Origin of the sequence: Breoghania sp., from assembly GCF_963674635.1 — a bacterium.
Classification (GTDB): domain Bacteria; phylum Pseudomonadota; class Alphaproteobacteria; order Rhizobiales; family Stappiaceae; genus Breoghania.
In genome coordinates this window covers 1,237,583-1,253,920 of the sequence record NZ_OY771475.1, presented here as the reverse complement: position 1 = coordinate 1,253,920, position 16,338 = coordinate 1,237,583, and the positions used below count along the sequence as shown (strand labels likewise).

The window sequence follows — 16,338 nt, the reverse complement described above, 5'->3', positions numbered from 1 at the left end:
AAAACGGCGCTGCACCCTGTGCGGCGCCGTTTTGCGTTCCGGGAGAGAAGCGCGAAGAGAAAAGGGAGTGGGGCATTTCCGCATGAACGCCTTTTGTCGGTCATCCAAAGTCACCGAAACCGCGGGAATGACACTGGAGAAAGTGCGACAGAAGGGAAGCCGCAGGGACATGGTGTGGTGCGTCCATCGCGGTTCCATGAATGGAAAGCTGAGGCGATGATGCGGGAGCGTTCGGAACCCGCCAACGGACCTCATCCGGTGCCGTCCTTCATCTGGCCTGCCGCCGCCACATCCTCGCCCGACTCGCGCTATAGTCCGCTTTCCTTCCATCGCCAGCACACGAGCCCCCATTTGCTGCCCGACCCATCCGCCACACGCACCGAAGGTTTTCGGGAAACTCCTGAGACCCGCGCCTTGCTCGGCGTAACCCGATCCGCGACAGGCCGGGTCTGGCGCGAGCGGCTGACCACAGCAAGCTCCATGCAGGCTCAGGCCATCTCGCAGCGCGAGGGCATCCCCGATATCATCGCGCGCGTTCTCGCCGGACGCGGTGTCGATGTCGATGCTGCCGGTGAATTCCTTGATCCGTCCCTCCGCTCCCTGATGCCGGATCCCTCGACCCTCATCGATATGGATGCTGCAGCTGCGCGCCTTGCGGATGCGGTCGAGCGTCGCGAGGGCGTTGCCATCTTCGGGGATTATGACGTCGATGGAGCGACGTCGTCGGCCCTCATGGCGCGCGCGTTGACCTCGCTCGGTCTTGAGCCGCGCATCTATATTCCCGATCGGATCATCGAAGGTTACGGGCCGAACCCCGCCGCCATGCGCGACCTGAAAGCCGGCGGGGCAAGTCTCGTCCTCACGCTCGACTGTGGCTCGGTGTCCTTCGATGCGCTGGAAGAGGCGCGAAAGATCGGCCTTTCCGTGCTTGTGGCCGATCACCATCAGGTCGGCGAGACGCTTCCGCCATGCGAGGCGCTCGTCAATCCAAACCGTCAGGACGATCTCTCCGGACAGGGACATCTGGCAGCCGTTGGCGTCACGTTTCTGGTTCTGGTCGCGCTCATGCGTGAGTTGAAGAAACGTCGGTATTTCAGTGGAAACGCGCCGGATCTTCTTTCCTGGCTTGATCTGGTTGCACTGGGCACGGTGTGTGATGTTGTGCCGTTGCAGGGGCTCAACCGTGCCTATGTGACCAAGGGCATCGTGGCGATGCACCGGCGCGCCAATGCCGGGCTGGCAGCCCTCGCCGATGTGTCGCGCGTCAATGGCCCACTGACACCCTATCATCTCGGTTTTCTGCTCGGGCCGCGCATCAATGCGGGCGGACGCATTGGCGATGCCGCCCTCGGCGCACGCCTGCTTTCCACCGATGATACGCGTCTCGCCGGGGAAATCGCAGGCCAGCTGGACCGTCTCAACAGCGAAAGGCAGGCCATGGAAGTGGCCATGCTGGAGGAGGGCGAGGCCCAGGCCACGGCCGTCATGCTGGATGGAGAGGGGCCTGCCGTGCTTGTGACCGGCTCCGAGACCTGGCATCCGGGCGTTGTCGGCCTGATCGCCTCCCGGCTGAAGGAACGCCATCGCCGCCCGGCCTTCGCGATCGCCTTCGATGCTGATGGCATCGGAACCGGGTCGGGGCGTTCGGTACCGGGCGTGGATCTCGGTGCGGCGGTTCGGGCGGCCGTGGAGGCAGGTATCCTGGTCAAGGGTGGTGGGCATGCAATGGCCGCGGGCCTGACCGTTCACCGCGATCGGGTGCCGGATCTCAAGGTTTTCCTGGAAGAGCGCCTTGCGGCTGAAGTGGAGGCTTCGCGAGAGGATCACGTTCTCAAGATCGACGGCGCGATCACCGCCTCAGGTGCGACGCTCGACCTGATGAGCCTTCTGGAAAAGGCCGGTCCTTACGGGGCCGGCCATGCCGAGCCGGTCTTTGCGCTTCCGGCCCACCGGGTGACATTCGCGGACAAGGTCGGAAACGGCCATGTGAGGCTGTCGCTATCGGCCAATGATCGCTCCTCCATCAAGGGGATCGCCTTTCGCTGCGCGGATCAGCCCCTGGGCCAGGCCTTGCTTGGCGCGCGGGGCAAGATGCTGCATGTCGCAGGGTGTCTTTCGCTCGATCACTGGCAAGGCGCGCCGAAGGTTCAGATGCGGGTTCTGGATGCCGCTGAGCCTCGGCTGGGGCAGCGATAAACAGGCGCGAAAGCGCCGTCGAAAGCTGTCGCTGCGGCACGTTAACCGTCGCGAAACTGCACGCGCCTATCTTGTCTCCATCCCGTGATCAGGAGGTCCAGGATGGACAACCACTCCGACGTACATGCGGTGCTGGCCGAGCTACGCTTAAGCGCAGAACGCGCCGAAGCCGCGCTCCAGCAGGTCCAGCTACGCCGCGACCCACGCGTCATGCCGCCGCCGGGCATGCTGGCGACACTGTGCCTGGCCTCAATGCCTGTGACAATCGTCAAGCGTTTGGCGGTCGGCCATCGGATGCAGTGAACTACTGGCGTTCTTTACTGAGCGGGTGGGGGTGTCGCGCTGCCCGCTTTTTCGATGCCTAAAACCGGGTGTTGTCCCGGGAGTTTTCGGCGTCAAATCCGGACCGGGATCCTCCGGGCGCCGCTTCCGCGCGCCCTGTGGCGTGGATCGCGCGGATTTGCGAAGAATTCCCGATCGAGCCTGCGTAGTGCGCCGGAAATGGTGCCGGCGCCGATCAGGTCCTCTGTGGAGGAGTGGGGCTCGATGGCTATGTTCTTGCGCAGATCTTCCACCAGAGCCTCCTTCAAGGCCTGATACATGGCCGTTTCCAGAAGGCCGAAAGCGAGCATCCCGGTGCCTGTGACGGCAACAAGGCGCGGGTCGAAAAGGGCGATTACGCGAGCAAGGCCGTAGCCGAGGGCGCGCCCGGCGTCCGCGAACGCATCGAGCGCCTTGCGATCGCCTGCCTGGGCCCGGTCAACGAGTTCCGGCAGCGTGTCCGGGCCGACCTCCAGTTTCCACGGATCGAAGTCGTCGGGCAGTCCGTTGGCGGCCCGAAGTATGCCGTAGACGCCCAGGTAGGCCTCCATGCAGCCGCGTTTGCCGCACCGGCAAAGCCGGCCGCCCGGAATATGGTTTGCATGGCCGAATTCGGCTGCTGATCCCGTTTCCCCCGTGAAGAGCTGGCCGTCCGCGTAAAGCCCCATTCCCACGCCGAAATCCATGAACACGACGGCAAAGGTGCCCCCGTAGCGCATGGGATTGGAATCGTGCAGAGCCTCCGCGATCATGTTCACGTCATTGGAGATCCGGCAGGGTACGTGGAAGGCGCGCTTGAGCGGAGCCACAATCTCTACGCTCGGCTCGTTGAAGGCCGGGCTCCAGACGACGGTGCCGAGCCTTGCATCAACAAAGCCCTGGGCTGCGACGTCGATTTCCGCGAGCGGCGGATAGCCGGGCTCGTTTCGGATCAGGAAATTCTTGACCGTCTCCGCGAGCAATGCGCCGAATTTCGCGGCCGGGGTTCCCAGCGTATCGATCGGAATGTTCGCCTGGGCCAGACGGTGGCCGGAAAAGTCGGCAAGGATCAGTTCCACCTTGCCGAGCGAGAGCTTGATCGCGAGAACGCTTGCCGCGCTCGGGGCAAGAGACAGCGCTGTGCGAGGACGTCCGCGGTGGGTGGGCGCAGCCGGATCGGCGGGCGCGTCGCTCCATTCTTCAATAAGCCCTTCGCTCAGGAGGGCCGCCGTAATCGCGGTAACGGTCGAAGGGCTGAGGCCTGTTGCCTGGCCAAGCTCGATACGCGCCATTGTGCCGGATCGGCGCAGGGTCTGGAGAATGATCCCGCGATTTTGTTGTCTTATTTGTTCTCGATCGGCTTTCTGCGTCACGTCCGGGCCCGATCCCTGTGTTTGCTCGCATATTCGGTTTAGCGCGATTTCATAGGAGAATGAAATGGCTTCGGAGGTCACGCAGCGTGAGTGCAATAAATATTATTGCCGGTGATCGTCGTATTGACGTTTGATTGCGGACTTCGCGGAAGCGGGAGCGTCTCCGCAGGGCGAACTGTCCGCCGATCTTGGCAGCAAGTTGACTTGATTCGGGCGATGCGGGGGCGATTCCGGGGAGGCTGTGCCCGGCGCGCAACACACCTTTGTGAATGTATCGGCTAACAATCCTGGCAGACCGATTGCGCCCCCTTTCGGCCACGTTTCTGCGGGCAAGTATGCCCATGAAAGGTGTGGCGCAGTCCGCCAGAGATGTCGGAATGCAAAGAATGAAGGCCGAATGCGCTGCCGTTGATACGGGACGTTTACCCCTTCCGGGGCACGTTCACAGTGTAGGCGGAAGAAGCCGCTAAAGAGGGTGACGGAAAGCCGGAACCGGAAGCCAGGAAGGCGCTGAACTGCCAATGGGCAGCACGACGATTGCCTCCTTGCGCCGGGATGAGGTTTGCGGCACCGCAGCGGATTTCCGCGGAGTGACGAACAGAAAATGATCATGCGGAAGACCAACGCGATCTTTTATCTGGCAGGTGTGCTGGCGATCTGCCCGCTCAATGCAAGCTTGGCATTCGACCCTGGAGCCTCAACGGGATCTGGGGCGACCAGCCCGAGCGAGGCATTCAGGCTTGGGGCACGCGCCTATTTTGCCGGAAACAAGGAAAAGGCCGTCGACGCCTTGTCCTTCGCCGCCGCGAACGGCGTGCCCGCGGCGCAGTGGAAGCTCGGGCGCATGTATGCCGATGGCGATGGCGTTGCCGAAGACGACCTGAAGGCGTTCGAGTATTTTTCCTCGATTGCCGATCAGCATGCCGACGACTCACCCGGTTCATCCCAGGCCCCCTATGTGGCCTCTGCTTTTGTGGCTCTCGGCACCTATTACCTGACCGGTATCCAGAATACGGCGGTGAAGCCTAATGCGCGCCGTGCGCGTGAGATTTTCACCTATGCCGCCTCCTATTTCGGCAACGCGGATGCGCAGTACAATCTCGGCCGTCTCTATCTGGCGGGGTCCACTGGCGATGATCCGGACCCGCATATGGCGGCGCGCTGGCTGAAGCTGGCTGCAAGCAAGGGTCACTACGAGGCTCAGGCGGCTCTTGGCGAGTTGATGTTCTTCGAGGACACAATCGCCAAGAATCGGGTGCGTGGCCTGATGTGGCTGACGGTCGCCATGCCGCGTGCGCATGGCGAAAAGGACGCTTGGATTGTGGAGGCGCAGGAGCGAGCCTTTTCACTTGCGAGCGAGAGCGAACGGCGCCGGGCCGTGATGCTCGCGCAACGTTGGGAAAAGAAGGATATCGCTTCCCGTTGAGGGGGGCGACGAACTTGAAAAAAAAGCCGCCCAGTCAAACCGGGCGGCCTGTTTGTTTTCAGGCGAAGGCGGAAGACAAATAGCAGAAGCGAAGCCTGCTGCGTCTACCCCGCATTTGCCTCTTCATATTGACCGGACAGCTCCAGCCAGTTTTCTTCCGCTTCTGCCAACGCCTTTTCGGCATCGGAGCGCTGCTTGGCGAGTTTGGTCGCTTTGGCCGGATCCTTCACATAGAGGTCGGGATCAGCAAGCAGGCCATCGAGCCGTTGCAGCTCACCCTGATGTTTCTCCATCAGTTTCTCCGCCGCCTGGATTTTCTGGCGAAGCGGGGCTAACTGCGCGCGGCGGTCGGCAGCTTCGCGGCGACGGTCCTGCGCGGATGCCTGCTTCTCGACCTCCTTCTGAGCGGAGCGTTCTTCACGTCCGCTTTGAAGGATCAGTCGCCGGTAGTCCTCCATGTCGCCGTCATAGGGCTTCACGGTTCCACCCGCCACAAGCCACAAGGCGTCGGCGCATGCCTCCACCAGATGCCGGTCGTGGCTGATGAGCACAACCGCGCCCCGAAAGGCATTAAGCGCCTGCATGAGCGCTTCGCGGCTGTCGATATCGAGATGGTTGGTCGGTTCGTCGAGGATCAGCAGGTTGGGCCCGTTGAACGTTACAAGCCCAAGCAGCAGTCGTGCCTTTTCGCCGCCAGAGAGGTCTTTGGCCGGGGTGTCCATTCGGTCGGTCGGCAGACCGAACCGGGCAACGCGCGCGCGCACCTTCGCTTCTGGCTCTCCCACCATCAAGGCGCGCACGTGGGCGACCGCGGAATTCGCCGGAACCAGTTCATCGAGCTGGTGCTGGGCGAAATAGGCAACTTCTATCCGGTTCGCCCGAACGACGTGTCCGGACATCGGCTTCAGTCGGTCGGCAATGAGCTTGGCGAAGGTGGACTTGCCGTTGCCGTTTGCGCCCAGAAGAGCAATCCTGTCGTCTGGATCAAGGCGCAGGTTGAGATGGCGCAGGACCGGCTTGTCGTCATAACCGACGGCCCCGCTCTCCACGGACAGCAGAGGAGGGGCAGCCTGGCTTTGCGGATCAGGGAAGGAAAGCGCAAGGCTTGATTCCTCAACGATCGCCGCGATGGGTTGCATGCGCTCCAGCATCTTGAGCCGAGACTGGGCCTGACGCGCCTTGGTCGCCTTGGCGCGGAACCTGTCCACGAAGGCCTGCATGTGCTTGCGCTGGGCCTCTTGCTTCTCGCGTTGCTTTTCCGCCTGCATGATCTGCTCGCGACGCTGACGCTCGAAGCTGTCGTATCCGCCGCGATAGGTGGTGAGTTTGTTGCCTTCCAGATGCACGATGGTATCGACGGCCTTGTTGAGAAGGTCCCGGTCATGGGAGATCAACACGACCGTATGCGGATAACGCGCCACGTAGTTCTCAAGCCACAGTGTGCCTTCCAGATCGAGATAGTTGGTCGGCTCGTCGAGCAGCAGCAGGTCGGGTTCGGAAAACAGCACCGCCGCAAGGGCGACGCGCATTCGCCAGCCGCCGGAAAAGGCCGAGCACGGCTGGCGCTGTGCGTCTGCGTTGAAGCCGAGGCCATAGAGAATTGCGCCTGCGCGCGCCTCTGCGGAATGGGCGTCAATATCGGCAAGACGGGTGTGGATTTCGGCGATCCGATTGGGATCGGTCGCGTTTTCCGCCTCCGCCATCAGGGCCGAACGCTCGGTATCCGCCGCCAGAACCACGTCGATCAGGCTGGTTTCAGAGCCCGGCGCCTCCTGTGCGACCTGCCCGATACGGGCCTGGCGGCGGACGGTGATCGCCCCGGATTCCGGCGTGATATCGCCGTTGATCAGCTTGAAAAGCGTTGTCTTGCCCGAACCATTGCGCCCGACAAGCCCCACCTTCGCGCCATCGGGGATGACAGCGGTGGCATGTTCGAGAAGGGTGCGGCCGCCGATGCGGTAGGTGAGGTCATTTACATGCAACATGATGCGCAACGTTTGGCGAAGGAAGTGCCGCGATGCAAGGGGCAAGGCGGGAGAATTTGCAACTTGCCCCATTCGCCTCCGTAGGTGTCGGCTGCACCTGCACTGCCGCTGGTATTTCCTCGCTCATGTTGGGCCTCTTCCGCCCGCAAGGTGCGCGCAGGAGACCCGAGTGGGTCGGGGCTCGTTCAACAACTCAAATTTTTGGCTCCATTCATCGTCGAGCCGTGGCTCTATGCCACTTAAATGACATGACCTAACCTTGGGGCATGAATGCGTGTTTGGTTCTCGGTTTTTTGCCAGTTCTGGAGGGGGGATTGACGATGTGTGTTCCCGGTTGCATGGAAATGGTCCACAAGCGGCTTTCCCGCCGCGGCTTCTTCAAGGGCGCGGGCGTTGCCGCTGTCGGTGCCGCCAGCTTTCAGGCCTTTGCGCCGCCGCGGCCGGCTCAAGCTGCGCCTGCAAGCTTCAGCAAGGTGGTGGATCTGACACATGCGCTTGTTGAGGATTTTCCGACCTTCTTCGGCACGCCCCAGCTTGAGATCGAGGCCATGTTCGGTTTCGAGAAGGACGGTTTCAACGTCAACAAGTGGCACCTGGTGGAGCACACCGGTACGCATATGGACGCGCCGCTTCATTTCTCCAAAGATGGTCTTTCCGCGGCCGAGATCCCGGCGGATCAACTCGTTCTGCCGCTCGCGGTCATCGATGTGAAGGCCAGGGCGGCGGAAGACCCGGACTATCAGGTGACCGCAGGCGATCTTGAGGAATGGGAAGCGGCACACGGAAGGCTACCCGAAGGCGGCTGCATCGCGATGAATTCCGGTTGGGGGGCATATGTCGCCACGGAGACGTTTCGCAATGCGGATGCGGAAGGGGAAATGCACTTCCCTGGCTTCGGAATCGACGCAACCCGGCTTGCCATGGAGCGCGGGCTCGTTGGGCTCGGCGTCGATACCCTGTCGCTTGATCGCGGTCTTTCCGCAGATTTTGCGACGCATTACGCCTGGCTGCCCTCCGGCCGCTGGGGCATGGAAGCGATGGCCAATCTGGACGAAGTTCCGGCAACCGGGGCGACACTTGTTGTGGGGGCGCCGAAAGTCGTTGGAGCTTCGGGCGGGCCGAGCAGGCTTTTCGCGCTTGTTTGACCGCTTAAATGCCGGTGCGGGGAAGTGTCATGCTTCCCCGCATGCGAAGGCGGATTTGGGACCGGTGCGCGGGCTACAGAATCCCCGAGAGCTTCTCGCCCGCATTCAGGAACAGCTCGGGATCGACCGTCCCCGAAGGAAGGCGCGTTTCGTAATGCAGATGCGCGCCGGTGCTGCGTCCAGTGTTGCCGACGAGGCCAACAACCTCGCCAATATCTACCCTGTCACCGACAGTCGCGACAATCCGGCTGAGATGCCCGAAGCGGGTGGAGACCCCGTCTCCGTGATCGATCTCCACCATGAGGCCATAACCGCCCTTCCGTCCTGCGGAAACCACCGTGCCTGCGGCGGTCGCGTGAACGGGGGTGCCGATTGGAGCGCGGAAATCGAGCCCGGTATGCATGGCCGGGCTACGCAGGAATGGATCAAGACGCGGCCCGTAGGTGCTGCTGTAGTCGTGCGCACCCTCAAGAGGGGAGCCAAATGGCAGAGACTTGACCCCGTCGCGCAGGCTGGAGAGCTTCGCGACCGCCTTTTCGGCACGCGCGAGGCGGGCATCGAAGCTCACACTGGTGAGGGGCACGAAAGGCCCGCCGACCCCGTCGCCATCGACATTGAGATTAAGCCCAAGGGAGCTTGTAACCCGTTCGATGCGGGCGATCCTGCGTTCTGCAGCCACCGCAATGAGGTCGAGCGCGGTTTCCGACTGACGGTTCATGACGTCAAGTGCGCTGTCGATGCGGCTCATGATGACCGAATCCGCGCGAAGCCCGGCCGAGGCCCCGGTCGGCTCGCTGCTGATGGTGGCTTTTTCGGGGGAGGCCGGAGTGCGGCGGTCGGCCTTTTTGGCGACCCCGCCCATGGAACCGCGCAGGCCCAGCATATCGACGGATGCGTCGATCGGAACCATCGCGCCGCCCGTCGCTTCGGTGCTTTCCGCCAATGTGGCGTCGAATGCGAGTGCCGGCCGCGGCTTGGCGACGGGAAGGGGATCGGACGCGGCGATCGTCAGGCCGCTTTCTGCGGCGCGCGCCAGAACGTCTGCGACGCGGCTGTGCCGGGCGTTGATCTCGCCCTGACGTTTCTTGAGCGCCGCGATCTGCTTTTCATACCTTTGCTCGGCAACGAGGCTGCGACTGGTGACTTCGTCGACACGCGCACGCAGCTTGGCGATACGTTCCTCATAGAACCGCGTCTGGGCTGCCTGGGTGAGCCTTGAGGTGTCGGAGTTGTCCTCGCGAAGCATCATGTATCCGGCTGCCGCAAGATACCCGCCAATCACCAGCATACATGTTCCCGCGGCAAGGGCTGCCATGAGCGGGCGCACCGTGAAGGAACTGGCATCGGACCCACGCGATATGATGATGCGAAGCGGCGGCTTGGCGGCCTGACGCGAGTTTTGGTCGTCGGAGGTTTCGGTCTGATGCATGAGCAGAAGTAACCGCGCAATCTGTGAACTGTCCGGCGAAGGGCGCGTAACGTCGGCTGACGTGCGTTGAAGCAGAAGAGCTCGCTGAAAACGCGATTCCACCCCCCCCAATCCTTCAAAAGATTAAGGGCCAGTAAGGTTAATAAAGGCTTTTGATTGGGCGGGTTAGCCGACCAGAGAGGCCAGGGGTTTGTAGAAACCGGGCGTCAATCCGGCCTCTGATCGAGCGCGATCATTAAAGGGAGGCTTGAGTGCGCCCCGGAAATGGGTGCGAACGAGCTGCTGAAACAGCGGTTCGGGCCGGACACGTTGTCTGTCGCACATGAAACGGAACCACTTGGCGCCAAAGGCCACGTGGCGTTTTTCGTCCCGGTAGATGGTCTCCAGGATCTTCGCAGTCGCCTCGTCATCATTGGCGCGCGCTTTCTCGATCATGGGAGGCGTGATGTCGAGACCGCGTGCTTCGAGAACCAGGGGGATGATGGCCAGTCGCGCGGTGAGAGACTGACCCGTCTCCGCCGCCGCCTGCCAGAGACCGTCATGAGCGGGAAGGTCGCCATAGGCCGCATCGAGCTCGTTGAGCCTGCGCTCCAACATCGAGAAATGCTTGGCCTCCTCCAGCCCCACCTGAACCCAGTCGTCGAAGAAGGAGCGCGGCATGGTTTCGCCGGCGAAACGCGCCACAAGATCCCAGGTGAGATCGACCGCATTCAATTCGATATGAGCCAGAGAATGAATAAGAGCTATCCGCCCGCGCGTTCCCCCGACCGCGCGTTTGGGCATGTCGCGCGGCGGCAGGAGAACAGGGTTTTCCGGTCGCCCGGGGCGCTCCGGCAGATCCAGTCGGCCCGCCGCTCGAAGCGAGAGCGCGCGGCCGAACCAGTCACCTGCGAGCTGATAGGCAAGGCGCACCTTTTTGCGCGTATCGGGGCATGCGACGATCGCCGCCGCCCCTGCCTCCAGGGATGCGGCGCGCGGCGCGGCGGCAGTCTCTTCGCTCATCCCAGGTCCTTGACCGCCTGAAGCACCGCTTCCGCATGCTCCTTGACCCGAACCTTGCGCCAGATTTTTGCAATGCGCCCATCGGAACCGATCAAAAAGGTTGAGCGTTCAACGCCCATGTAGGTGCGTCCGTAGTTCTTCTTCTCCACCCACACGCCATAGGCTTCCGCTACCGCGTGATCTTCGTCGGACGCGAGTGTGATGGTCAGATCGTGTTTTTCGCGAAAGCGCGCATGCTTCGCGCAGGCATCAGGGGATATTGCGATAACCGTCGCATCCGCGGCTTCGAATTGGGATTTGAGCGCGCTAAAGTCCAGTGCTTCCGTCGTACAGCCGGGAGTATCGGCCTTTGGATAAAAATAAATGACGATGGTGCGTCCCCTGAGATCGCTCAGGCGGACGGAGCCTTCGCTGTCAGTTGCAAGCGTGAAGTCGGGAGCCTCGGCCCCTACGATCAATTCGGACATGATGCCTTCCTTTTGTCGGCTTTGGCCGCATAAAGAACAGGAAGACGTGACCCTGCGCAAGATTTACAGATGCAGGGATTTGAAAAGTGGCTGTGCCGACGCCATTCAACGGCAAAGCTTACGCGACGAGATGCCTTTGCGAGGCGGCGCCTGATCGGGGGAGCCGTTCTAGGCCGCAAGACTGATTTTGGGGGAAATCGCGCCAGTGAAATGGCCCAGACTTCGACGGCCCGACGAGTTCACACCTGACCGCTCGGGGTCAGGGAACGGGCACAAGCCGGGTCGCTTGCGCAGACTGTTGCGCGTGCGCAGACTCATGCTGCTTGCAGTGGTGCTGCTGATCGGCTTCGTGGTCGCACGGCTTGCCGCTGCGCCTTATGACAGCGTGTGGCTCGGCCAGCTTGCCGCCAGCCAATTGGGTGAACGCAGTCGCGGCATCTCTGTCGCCATCGATTCCGTGCGGCTTGATTTTTCCGGCCAGGCGGTTGCCCCGCTGACCTTTCTCGACACGTCGCTGAAAACGCCGGACGGCTCAACCCACGTGATCATCCCCGAGGTTCGCATTCACACCTCGTTATCCGGTTTGCTTACAGGCAACTTTCGCCTTGGCAGCGTTTTTCTGGTTCGCCCGGAAATCACGGTAACGAACCAGGAAGCAATCGACGCCAACGGTATCAGCGAAGAGGCGATCAACAAGGTGCCTTCCGGCGCACAGGTGGCGAGCCGCATCGATGCCATGCTCGGCGCCGCGGCTGCCGATTTTGCGACGTTCGGCATCGACAGCATCGGGGTCGATGATGCGACACTCGATTTTGCGGGTTCCGTGAAGCGCCGTTTTTCGACCATCGACATGGAGCTCACCCCCACCGAGGATGGTCGGCACATGCGCCTTGATGCCTCGGTAGCCGGACGTGCGGGGCGCTGGAATATCCGCTTCCGAAACGGGGATGATGACAACGGGGACGGACGCTGGTTTTCGCTGTCGGCAGGCGATGTGACCGTGGCCGACTTCCTGCCTGAAAATTATGACGTTCAGCCCGGCCGCGGGTTCGGTCTGCCTTTGTTTCCGCGCGCCACTTTCCACATGGACAAAGATGGAAAGCTGAAACGGGGCGACCTGCGGCTTGGGGTTGGAGCCGGTTTCATCAGCCTCAAGGAAGAAGGCGGCATCATCATTGACGAGATGCTTCTGGCCTTGTCCTGGTCACCCGAGCATCCGCAGCTCGTTCTTGAGCCTTCCTATGCCATTTTCGGCGATACGCGGATTGCGGTTCACGGCGAAATCCAGCCTCCCGATGGCAAGCGCGACACATGGCAATTCGCGGTGGAAGTGCCACAGGCCCAGCTCAAACCGCGCGATGTTTCCGGGCCCCCGTTGATCGTCGATCATGCACTGGCGTTCGGCAACTTCGATCCGGCGCATATGCTGATCAATCTCGACACGTTCAATCTCAATGCGGGCACCACGAGCGTCACGGCGGCGGGCAATATCCAGTTTGGGGCCGACGGACCTCTGGCGGCCATCGCCGTTTCCTCATCTGACGTGACTGTGGGCGGCGTGAAGCGACTGTGGCCGGCCATGGCCGCTCCGGAGGCGCGGGAGTGGTTCGTGGAGCACGCTCAGGGCGGTCGCATCCGGGATTTTCGCCTGATTCTCGCCCTTGATGCCCTGGGCTTTGACGGAGACCCGGCGACGGTGGGGTGGGAACCGGAAGGACTTCGCCTCGATTTCTCGCTGGAGAAAGGCCGCATCAAGACAATCGGCGGGCTGCCGGGTCTGAAGGAGATGTCGGGAACCGGGACCATCCGTGACGGGGGTTTTGCACTCAAGATAGACAAGGCCAGAACAGTTGCGCCGGGGGGCGGCGCGGTTGATCTGACCAACGCGCAATTTGCGATTCCCGATCTGAGGCCAGTGGAGAAGGAAGGACAGCTCAATCTGACCCTTCGCGGGTCCGCTGCCGACATCGCGCGGATCGCGGCGCAGGAACCTGTCGACGGTCGCCGTCGCCTCGATATCGACCCCGATACGCTTTCGGGCAAGGCGGATGTATCGGTCACGGTGTCCTTTCCGGTGCGTCCCAAGGAAGAGCCCGTCCGCCCGGACGAAGTCCGCTGGACATTTGCCGCGTCGCTTGCCGATTTCTCCAGTTCACAGCCCATTGAAGGTCAGACGATCCGCAATGCGGACCTTCAGGTTACGGCAAACCCGTCGGCGGCGACGTTGCGCGGCAACGGTCTGCTGAACGGCCTGCCCGTGGAAATCGACCTTGAACAGCCGCTCAACGGAGCAGGCGGCAATGGCAATCAGGGGGTCGTGCTCGATTTTGACGCCGGCGATCTGGCCGGCCGCGGCTTTGATTTGGGCGGGCTTGTCGATGGCAAGCTGCGGCTCAACCTGCAAACCGAGAAGACAGGCGTGCGTCAGGTTGTGGCTGATCTCACGCAGAGCAAGTTGCGGCTTCCCGGCGTGGGGTGGACGAAAGGTGTTGGCGTGCCTGCGACCGCGCGCTTCGTCGTTCGCGAAACGAATGCTGGGCGTGAGATCGACGATTTCCTGTTGACCTCGGACGGGGTTCACATCGAAGGCAAGCTCTCTCTCGACAAGAATGGCGGCCTGCGTGACGCCGACTTCGAGCGGTTCGCTCTTCGAAAGGACGATGCGGGGCGTGTCTCGATAACGCGACGCGCGTCCGGATATGTGATCGACCTGGCGGCGACATCCTTTGACGGGCGCGGACTGATCGCGAACCTGAAACGTGCCGGAAATGATAATGAAGGCGAAAGCGATCTGCCCGGGAATGGCTCGTTCACCGTCACGGCCCGGATCGACCGGCTGACCGGCTTTCACAACACGACCATCACGAGCTTTGTGCTCGACCTCGCCGAACAGTATGGCACCGTCACCCGCGCGGACATGTCCGGGCTGATCGATGGCCGTTCCGACTTCTCCGCCGTCCTCTCCAGTGAAGGCAGCCTACGAAAGCTCCGGGTGCAAACTGGCGATGCCGGCGGGGTGTTCCGCTTCTCCGATATCTATGAGCGGCTGAAAGGCGGGGAAGGCTTGTTGACGGTTGACCTTCCCGCGGAAAGCCGCGCTGTGGGACGTCTGGTCGTCACCGATCTGGCGATCACTGACGATCCGACGCTGAAAAAGATCGTCTCTTCGGACCCTGGGCTGGTTCGCGGAGAGGCCCGTCCCATTGCGCGTAGCCGAGTGTTGAACCGGGGGGAGATGTCGTTCCAGAAGCTCGATCTGCGTTTCACCAAGATCGGCGAGCTCATCAGTGTCGAATCTGGCGCCCTGCGCGGGCCGGTGCTCGGTGGTGCGGTGGATGGCGAGTTGAATCTCGCTACACAGCAAATGAACCTGAAGGGCACTTTCGTGCCAGCCTACGCCGTCAATAACCTGTTTGGACAGATACCGCTTCTCGGCCAACTCGTGGGTGGCCGCAATGGCGGGCTTCTTGGCGTCACGTTCCGGGTGACGGGCAGCATCGACAATCCGGTCATCTCGGTGAACCCGATGTCTGCCATCGCGCCGGGGATTTTTCGCAAGATATTCGAGTAAAGACGGAACCGAACGTCCCGCTACAAAAAAAACGCCCGCCTCGTAAGGAGGCGGGCGTTCTCATGCTTGCTTGAGGTTTGGCGTTGCCGTCCCGGATCAGACCGGGCGCAGAAGAACGTGCTTCTTCTTGCCGAGCGAGAGTTTGATCACGCCGTCGCCGGTCACGTCACCTGTGCCGAGAACGCGGCGGTCGTCGGAAACAGCCTCGTCATTGACCCGAACCGCGCCACCCTTGACGTTGCGCCGTGCATCGCCGTTGGAAGCGCAAAGCCCGGCCTGCACATAGGCGCCCAGAAGCCCGATCCCGGCTTCAAGGTCGGCTGCGGGGATTTCGACGGTCGGCAAGGTCTCCGCCAGCGCGCCTTCCTCGAAGGTCTTGCGGGCGGTTTCCGCGGCCTCTTGCGCGGCAGCCTCGCCGTGCATCAGACGCGTGGCCTCGGTCGCCAGGATCTTCTTGGCCTCGTTGAGTTCGGCGCCTTCCAGCGCTTCCAGCCGAGCGATTTCGTCCATGGGAAGCTTGGTGAAGAGCTTCAGGAACCGACCGACATCGGCATCTTCGGTGTTGCGCCAGAACTGCCAGTAGTCATAGGGCGAGCGCATGTCGGCGTTGAGCCAGACCGCACCGTCGGCGGTCTTGCCCATCTTTGCTCCCGAAGAGGTGGTCAGAAGCGGCGTGGTCAGGCCGAAGAGCTCGCTTTCGGTCAGACGGCGACCAAGATCGACGCCAGAAAGGATGTTGCCCCACTGGTCGGACCCGCCCATCTGCAGTCGGCAGCCGTAGTGGCGGCGCAGTTCCACGAAATCGTAGGCCTGAAGCACCATGTAGTTGAACTCGAGCAAGGAAAGATGCTGCTCGCGCTCAAGCCGAAGCTTGACGCTGTCGCGCTGGAGCATCTGGTTGACCGAGATATGGCGGCCGATTTCAGTCAGGAAATCGATGTAGCGAATGGAGAGAAGCCATTCGGCATTGTCGGCCATGATGGCGTCCTTCGGACCATCCCCAAAAGTCAGGAACCGGTCGAAGACCTTGCGGATGCCATTCTTGTTTTCCTCGATCTCCTCGCTGGTCAGGATCTTGCGCGCTTCGTCCTTCCCGGTCGGATCGCCGATGCGCGTGGTGCCGCCGCCCATCAGGGCGATGGGCTGGTGACCTGTTTCCTGCAACCAGTGCAGCATCATGATCTGCACGAGGGAGCCGACATGCAGGCTGCGCGCCGTGCAGTCGAAGCCGATATAGGCAGTGACCGTCTCGGACTGGAACATCTTGTCCAGGCCTTCCGCGTCGGAGCACTGGTAGATGAAGCCCCGCTCGGATAGGGTCTTCATGAAATCCGATTTGTAGACAGTCATGGCATTGGTCCTTGATTTAAACACGCGCCCTCCGGGCAAACGCGGGCTGCGTAATAGCTGAAAAACGAAAAGATTTCACGGTCAAAAGAGGTAG

General features: G+C 61.9%; 11 protein-coding genes. 5 read left to right on the top strand and 6 right to left on the bottom strand.

All coding sequences use genetic code 11. From position 1 onward, the window contains the following. Positions 1–216: 216 nt before the first annotated feature. Together recJ and ABGM93_RS05670 are read left to right on the top strand one after the other, a co-directional pair. Complete coding sequence (gene recJ, locus ABGM93_RS05675) at positions 217–2,196, top strand: single-stranded-DNA-specific exonuclease RecJ (RefSeq protein WP_321504183.1); 1,980 nt, start codon at positions 217–219, stop codon at positions 2,194–2,196. 102 nt (positions 2,197–2,298) lie between these two features. Next, positions 2,299–2,499: a hypothetical protein gene (locus ABGM93_RS05670; RefSeq protein WP_321504181.1), complete on the top strand. Its 201-nt coding sequence runs from the start codon at positions 2,299–2,301 to the stop codon at positions 2,497–2,499. Between the two features lie 92 nt (positions 2,500–2,591). Here the strand turns inward: ABGM93_RS05670 and ABGM93_RS05665 are convergent, their stop codons facing one another. Then, positions 2,592–3,788: an ROK family protein gene (locus tag ABGM93_RS05665; RefSeq protein WP_321504179.1), complete on the bottom strand. Its 1,197-nt coding sequence runs from the start codon at positions 3,786–3,788 to the stop codon at positions 2,592–2,594. 691 nt (positions 3,789–4,479) lie between these two features. Between ABGM93_RS05665 and ABGM93_RS05660 the strand changes: the two genes are divergently transcribed. Then, positions 4,480–5,295: a tetratricopeptide repeat protein gene (locus ABGM93_RS05660; protein ID WP_321504177.1), complete on the top strand. Its 816-nt coding sequence runs from the start codon at positions 4,480–4,482 to the stop codon at positions 5,293–5,295. A gap of 104 nt (positions 5,296–5,399) precedes the next feature. Here ABGM93_RS05660 and ABGM93_RS05655 read toward each other — a convergent pair whose 3' ends face one another. Beyond that, positions 5,400–7,280 carry an ABC-F family ATP-binding cassette domain-containing protein gene (locus ABGM93_RS05655; protein ID WP_321504170.1) on the bottom strand — a complete coding sequence of 627 codons (1,881 nt, stop codon included), beginning with the start codon at positions 7,278–7,280 and terminating at the stop codon, positions 5,400–5,402. A gap of 320 nt (positions 7,281–7,600) precedes the next feature. Between ABGM93_RS05655 and ABGM93_RS05650 the strand changes: the two genes are divergently transcribed. Then, on the top strand, positions 7,601–8,425 hold the full coding sequence (locus tag ABGM93_RS05650) for a cyclase family protein (protein WP_321505759.1): 825 nt from the start codon (positions 7,601–7,603) through the stop codon (positions 8,423–8,425). A gap of 73 nt (positions 8,426–8,498) precedes the next feature. Here ABGM93_RS05650 and ABGM93_RS05645 read toward each other — a convergent pair whose 3' ends face one another. The 3 genes from ABGM93_RS05645 to bcp all read right to left on the bottom strand — a co-directional run bounded on the left by ABGM93_RS05645 (position 8,499) and on the right by bcp (position 11,323). Continuing rightward, complete coding sequence (locus tag ABGM93_RS05645) at positions 8,499–9,854, bottom strand: M23 family metallopeptidase (protein WP_321504168.1); 1,356 nt, start codon at positions 9,852–9,854, stop codon at positions 8,499–8,501. Positions 9,855–10,019: 165 nt separating this feature from the next. Then, a complete protein-coding gene (locus ABGM93_RS05640) occupies positions 10,020–10,856 on the bottom strand; it encodes a ferritin-like domain-containing protein (RefSeq protein WP_321504166.1) in 837 nt (278 codons plus the stop codon). After that, positions 10,853–11,323 (bottom strand): thioredoxin-dependent thiol peroxidase, encoded by a 471-nt coding sequence (gene bcp, locus ABGM93_RS05635; protein ID WP_321504164.1) that lies wholly within the window; start codon positions 11,321–11,323, stop codon positions 10,853–10,855. Before bcp ends, ABGM93_RS05640 begins: the two co-directional genes overlap by 4 nt. Positions 11,324–11,627: 304 nt before the next feature. On the opposite strand from bcp, the gene ABGM93_RS05630 reads away from it, so the two are divergent. After that, on the top strand, positions 11,628–14,894 hold the full coding sequence (locus ABGM93_RS05630) for an AsmA-like C-terminal domain-containing protein (RefSeq protein ID WP_321504162.1): 3,267 nt from the start codon (positions 11,628–11,630) through the stop codon (positions 14,892–14,894). 96 nt (positions 14,895–14,990) lie between these two features. Here the strand turns inward: ABGM93_RS05630 and tyrS are convergent, their stop codons facing one another. Next, the gene (tyrS, locus tag ABGM93_RS05625; protein WP_321504160.1) at positions 14,991–16,244 is read right to left on the bottom strand and encodes a tyrosine--tRNA ligase; all 1,254 of its coding nucleotides are present in this window, start codon (positions 16,242–16,244) and stop codon (positions 14,991–14,993) included. Between the last annotated feature and the right edge of the window lie 94 nt (positions 16,245–16,338).

Excerpts from the sequence above, each read along its gene's own strand:
- ABGM93_RS05665 (WP_321504179.1), bottom strand. The coding sequence starts at position 3,788 with ATGGCGCGTATCGAGCTTGGCCAGGCAACAGGCCTCAGCCCTTCGACC.
- ABGM93_RS05650 (WP_321505759.1), top strand. The coding sequence starts at position 7,601 with ATGTGTGTTCCCGGTTGCATGGAAATGGTCCACAAGCGGCTTTCCCGC.
- tyrS (WP_321504160.1), bottom strand. The coding sequence starts at position 16,244 with ATGACTGTCTACAAATCGGATTTCATGAAGACCCTATCCGAGCGGGGC.
- ABGM93_RS05640 (WP_321504166.1), bottom strand. The coding sequence starts at position 10,856 with ATGAGCGAAGAGACTGCCGCCGCGCCGCGCGCCGCATCCCTGGAGGCA.
- recJ (WP_321504183.1), top strand. The coding sequence starts at position 217 with ATGATGCGGGAGCGTTCGGAACCCGCCAACGGACCTCATCCGGTGCCG.
- ABGM93_RS05660 (WP_321504177.1), top strand. The coding sequence starts at position 4,480 with ATGCGGAAGACCAACGCGATCTTTTATCTGGCAGGTGTGCTGGCGATC.
- bcp (WP_321504164.1), bottom strand. The coding sequence starts at position 11,323 with ATGTCCGAATTGATCGTAGGGGCCGAGGCTCCCGACTTCACGCTTGCA.
- ABGM93_RS05670 (WP_321504181.1), top strand. The coding sequence starts at position 2,299 with ATGGACAACCACTCCGACGTACATGCGGTGCTGGCCGAGCTACGCTTA.
- ABGM93_RS05645 (WP_321504168.1), bottom strand. The coding sequence starts at position 9,854 with ATGCATCAGACCGAAACCTCCGACGACCAAAACTCGCGTCAGGCCGCC.
- ABGM93_RS05655 (WP_321504170.1), bottom strand. The coding sequence starts at position 7,280 with ATGTTGCATGTAAATGACCTCACCTACCGCATCGGCGGCCGCACCCTT.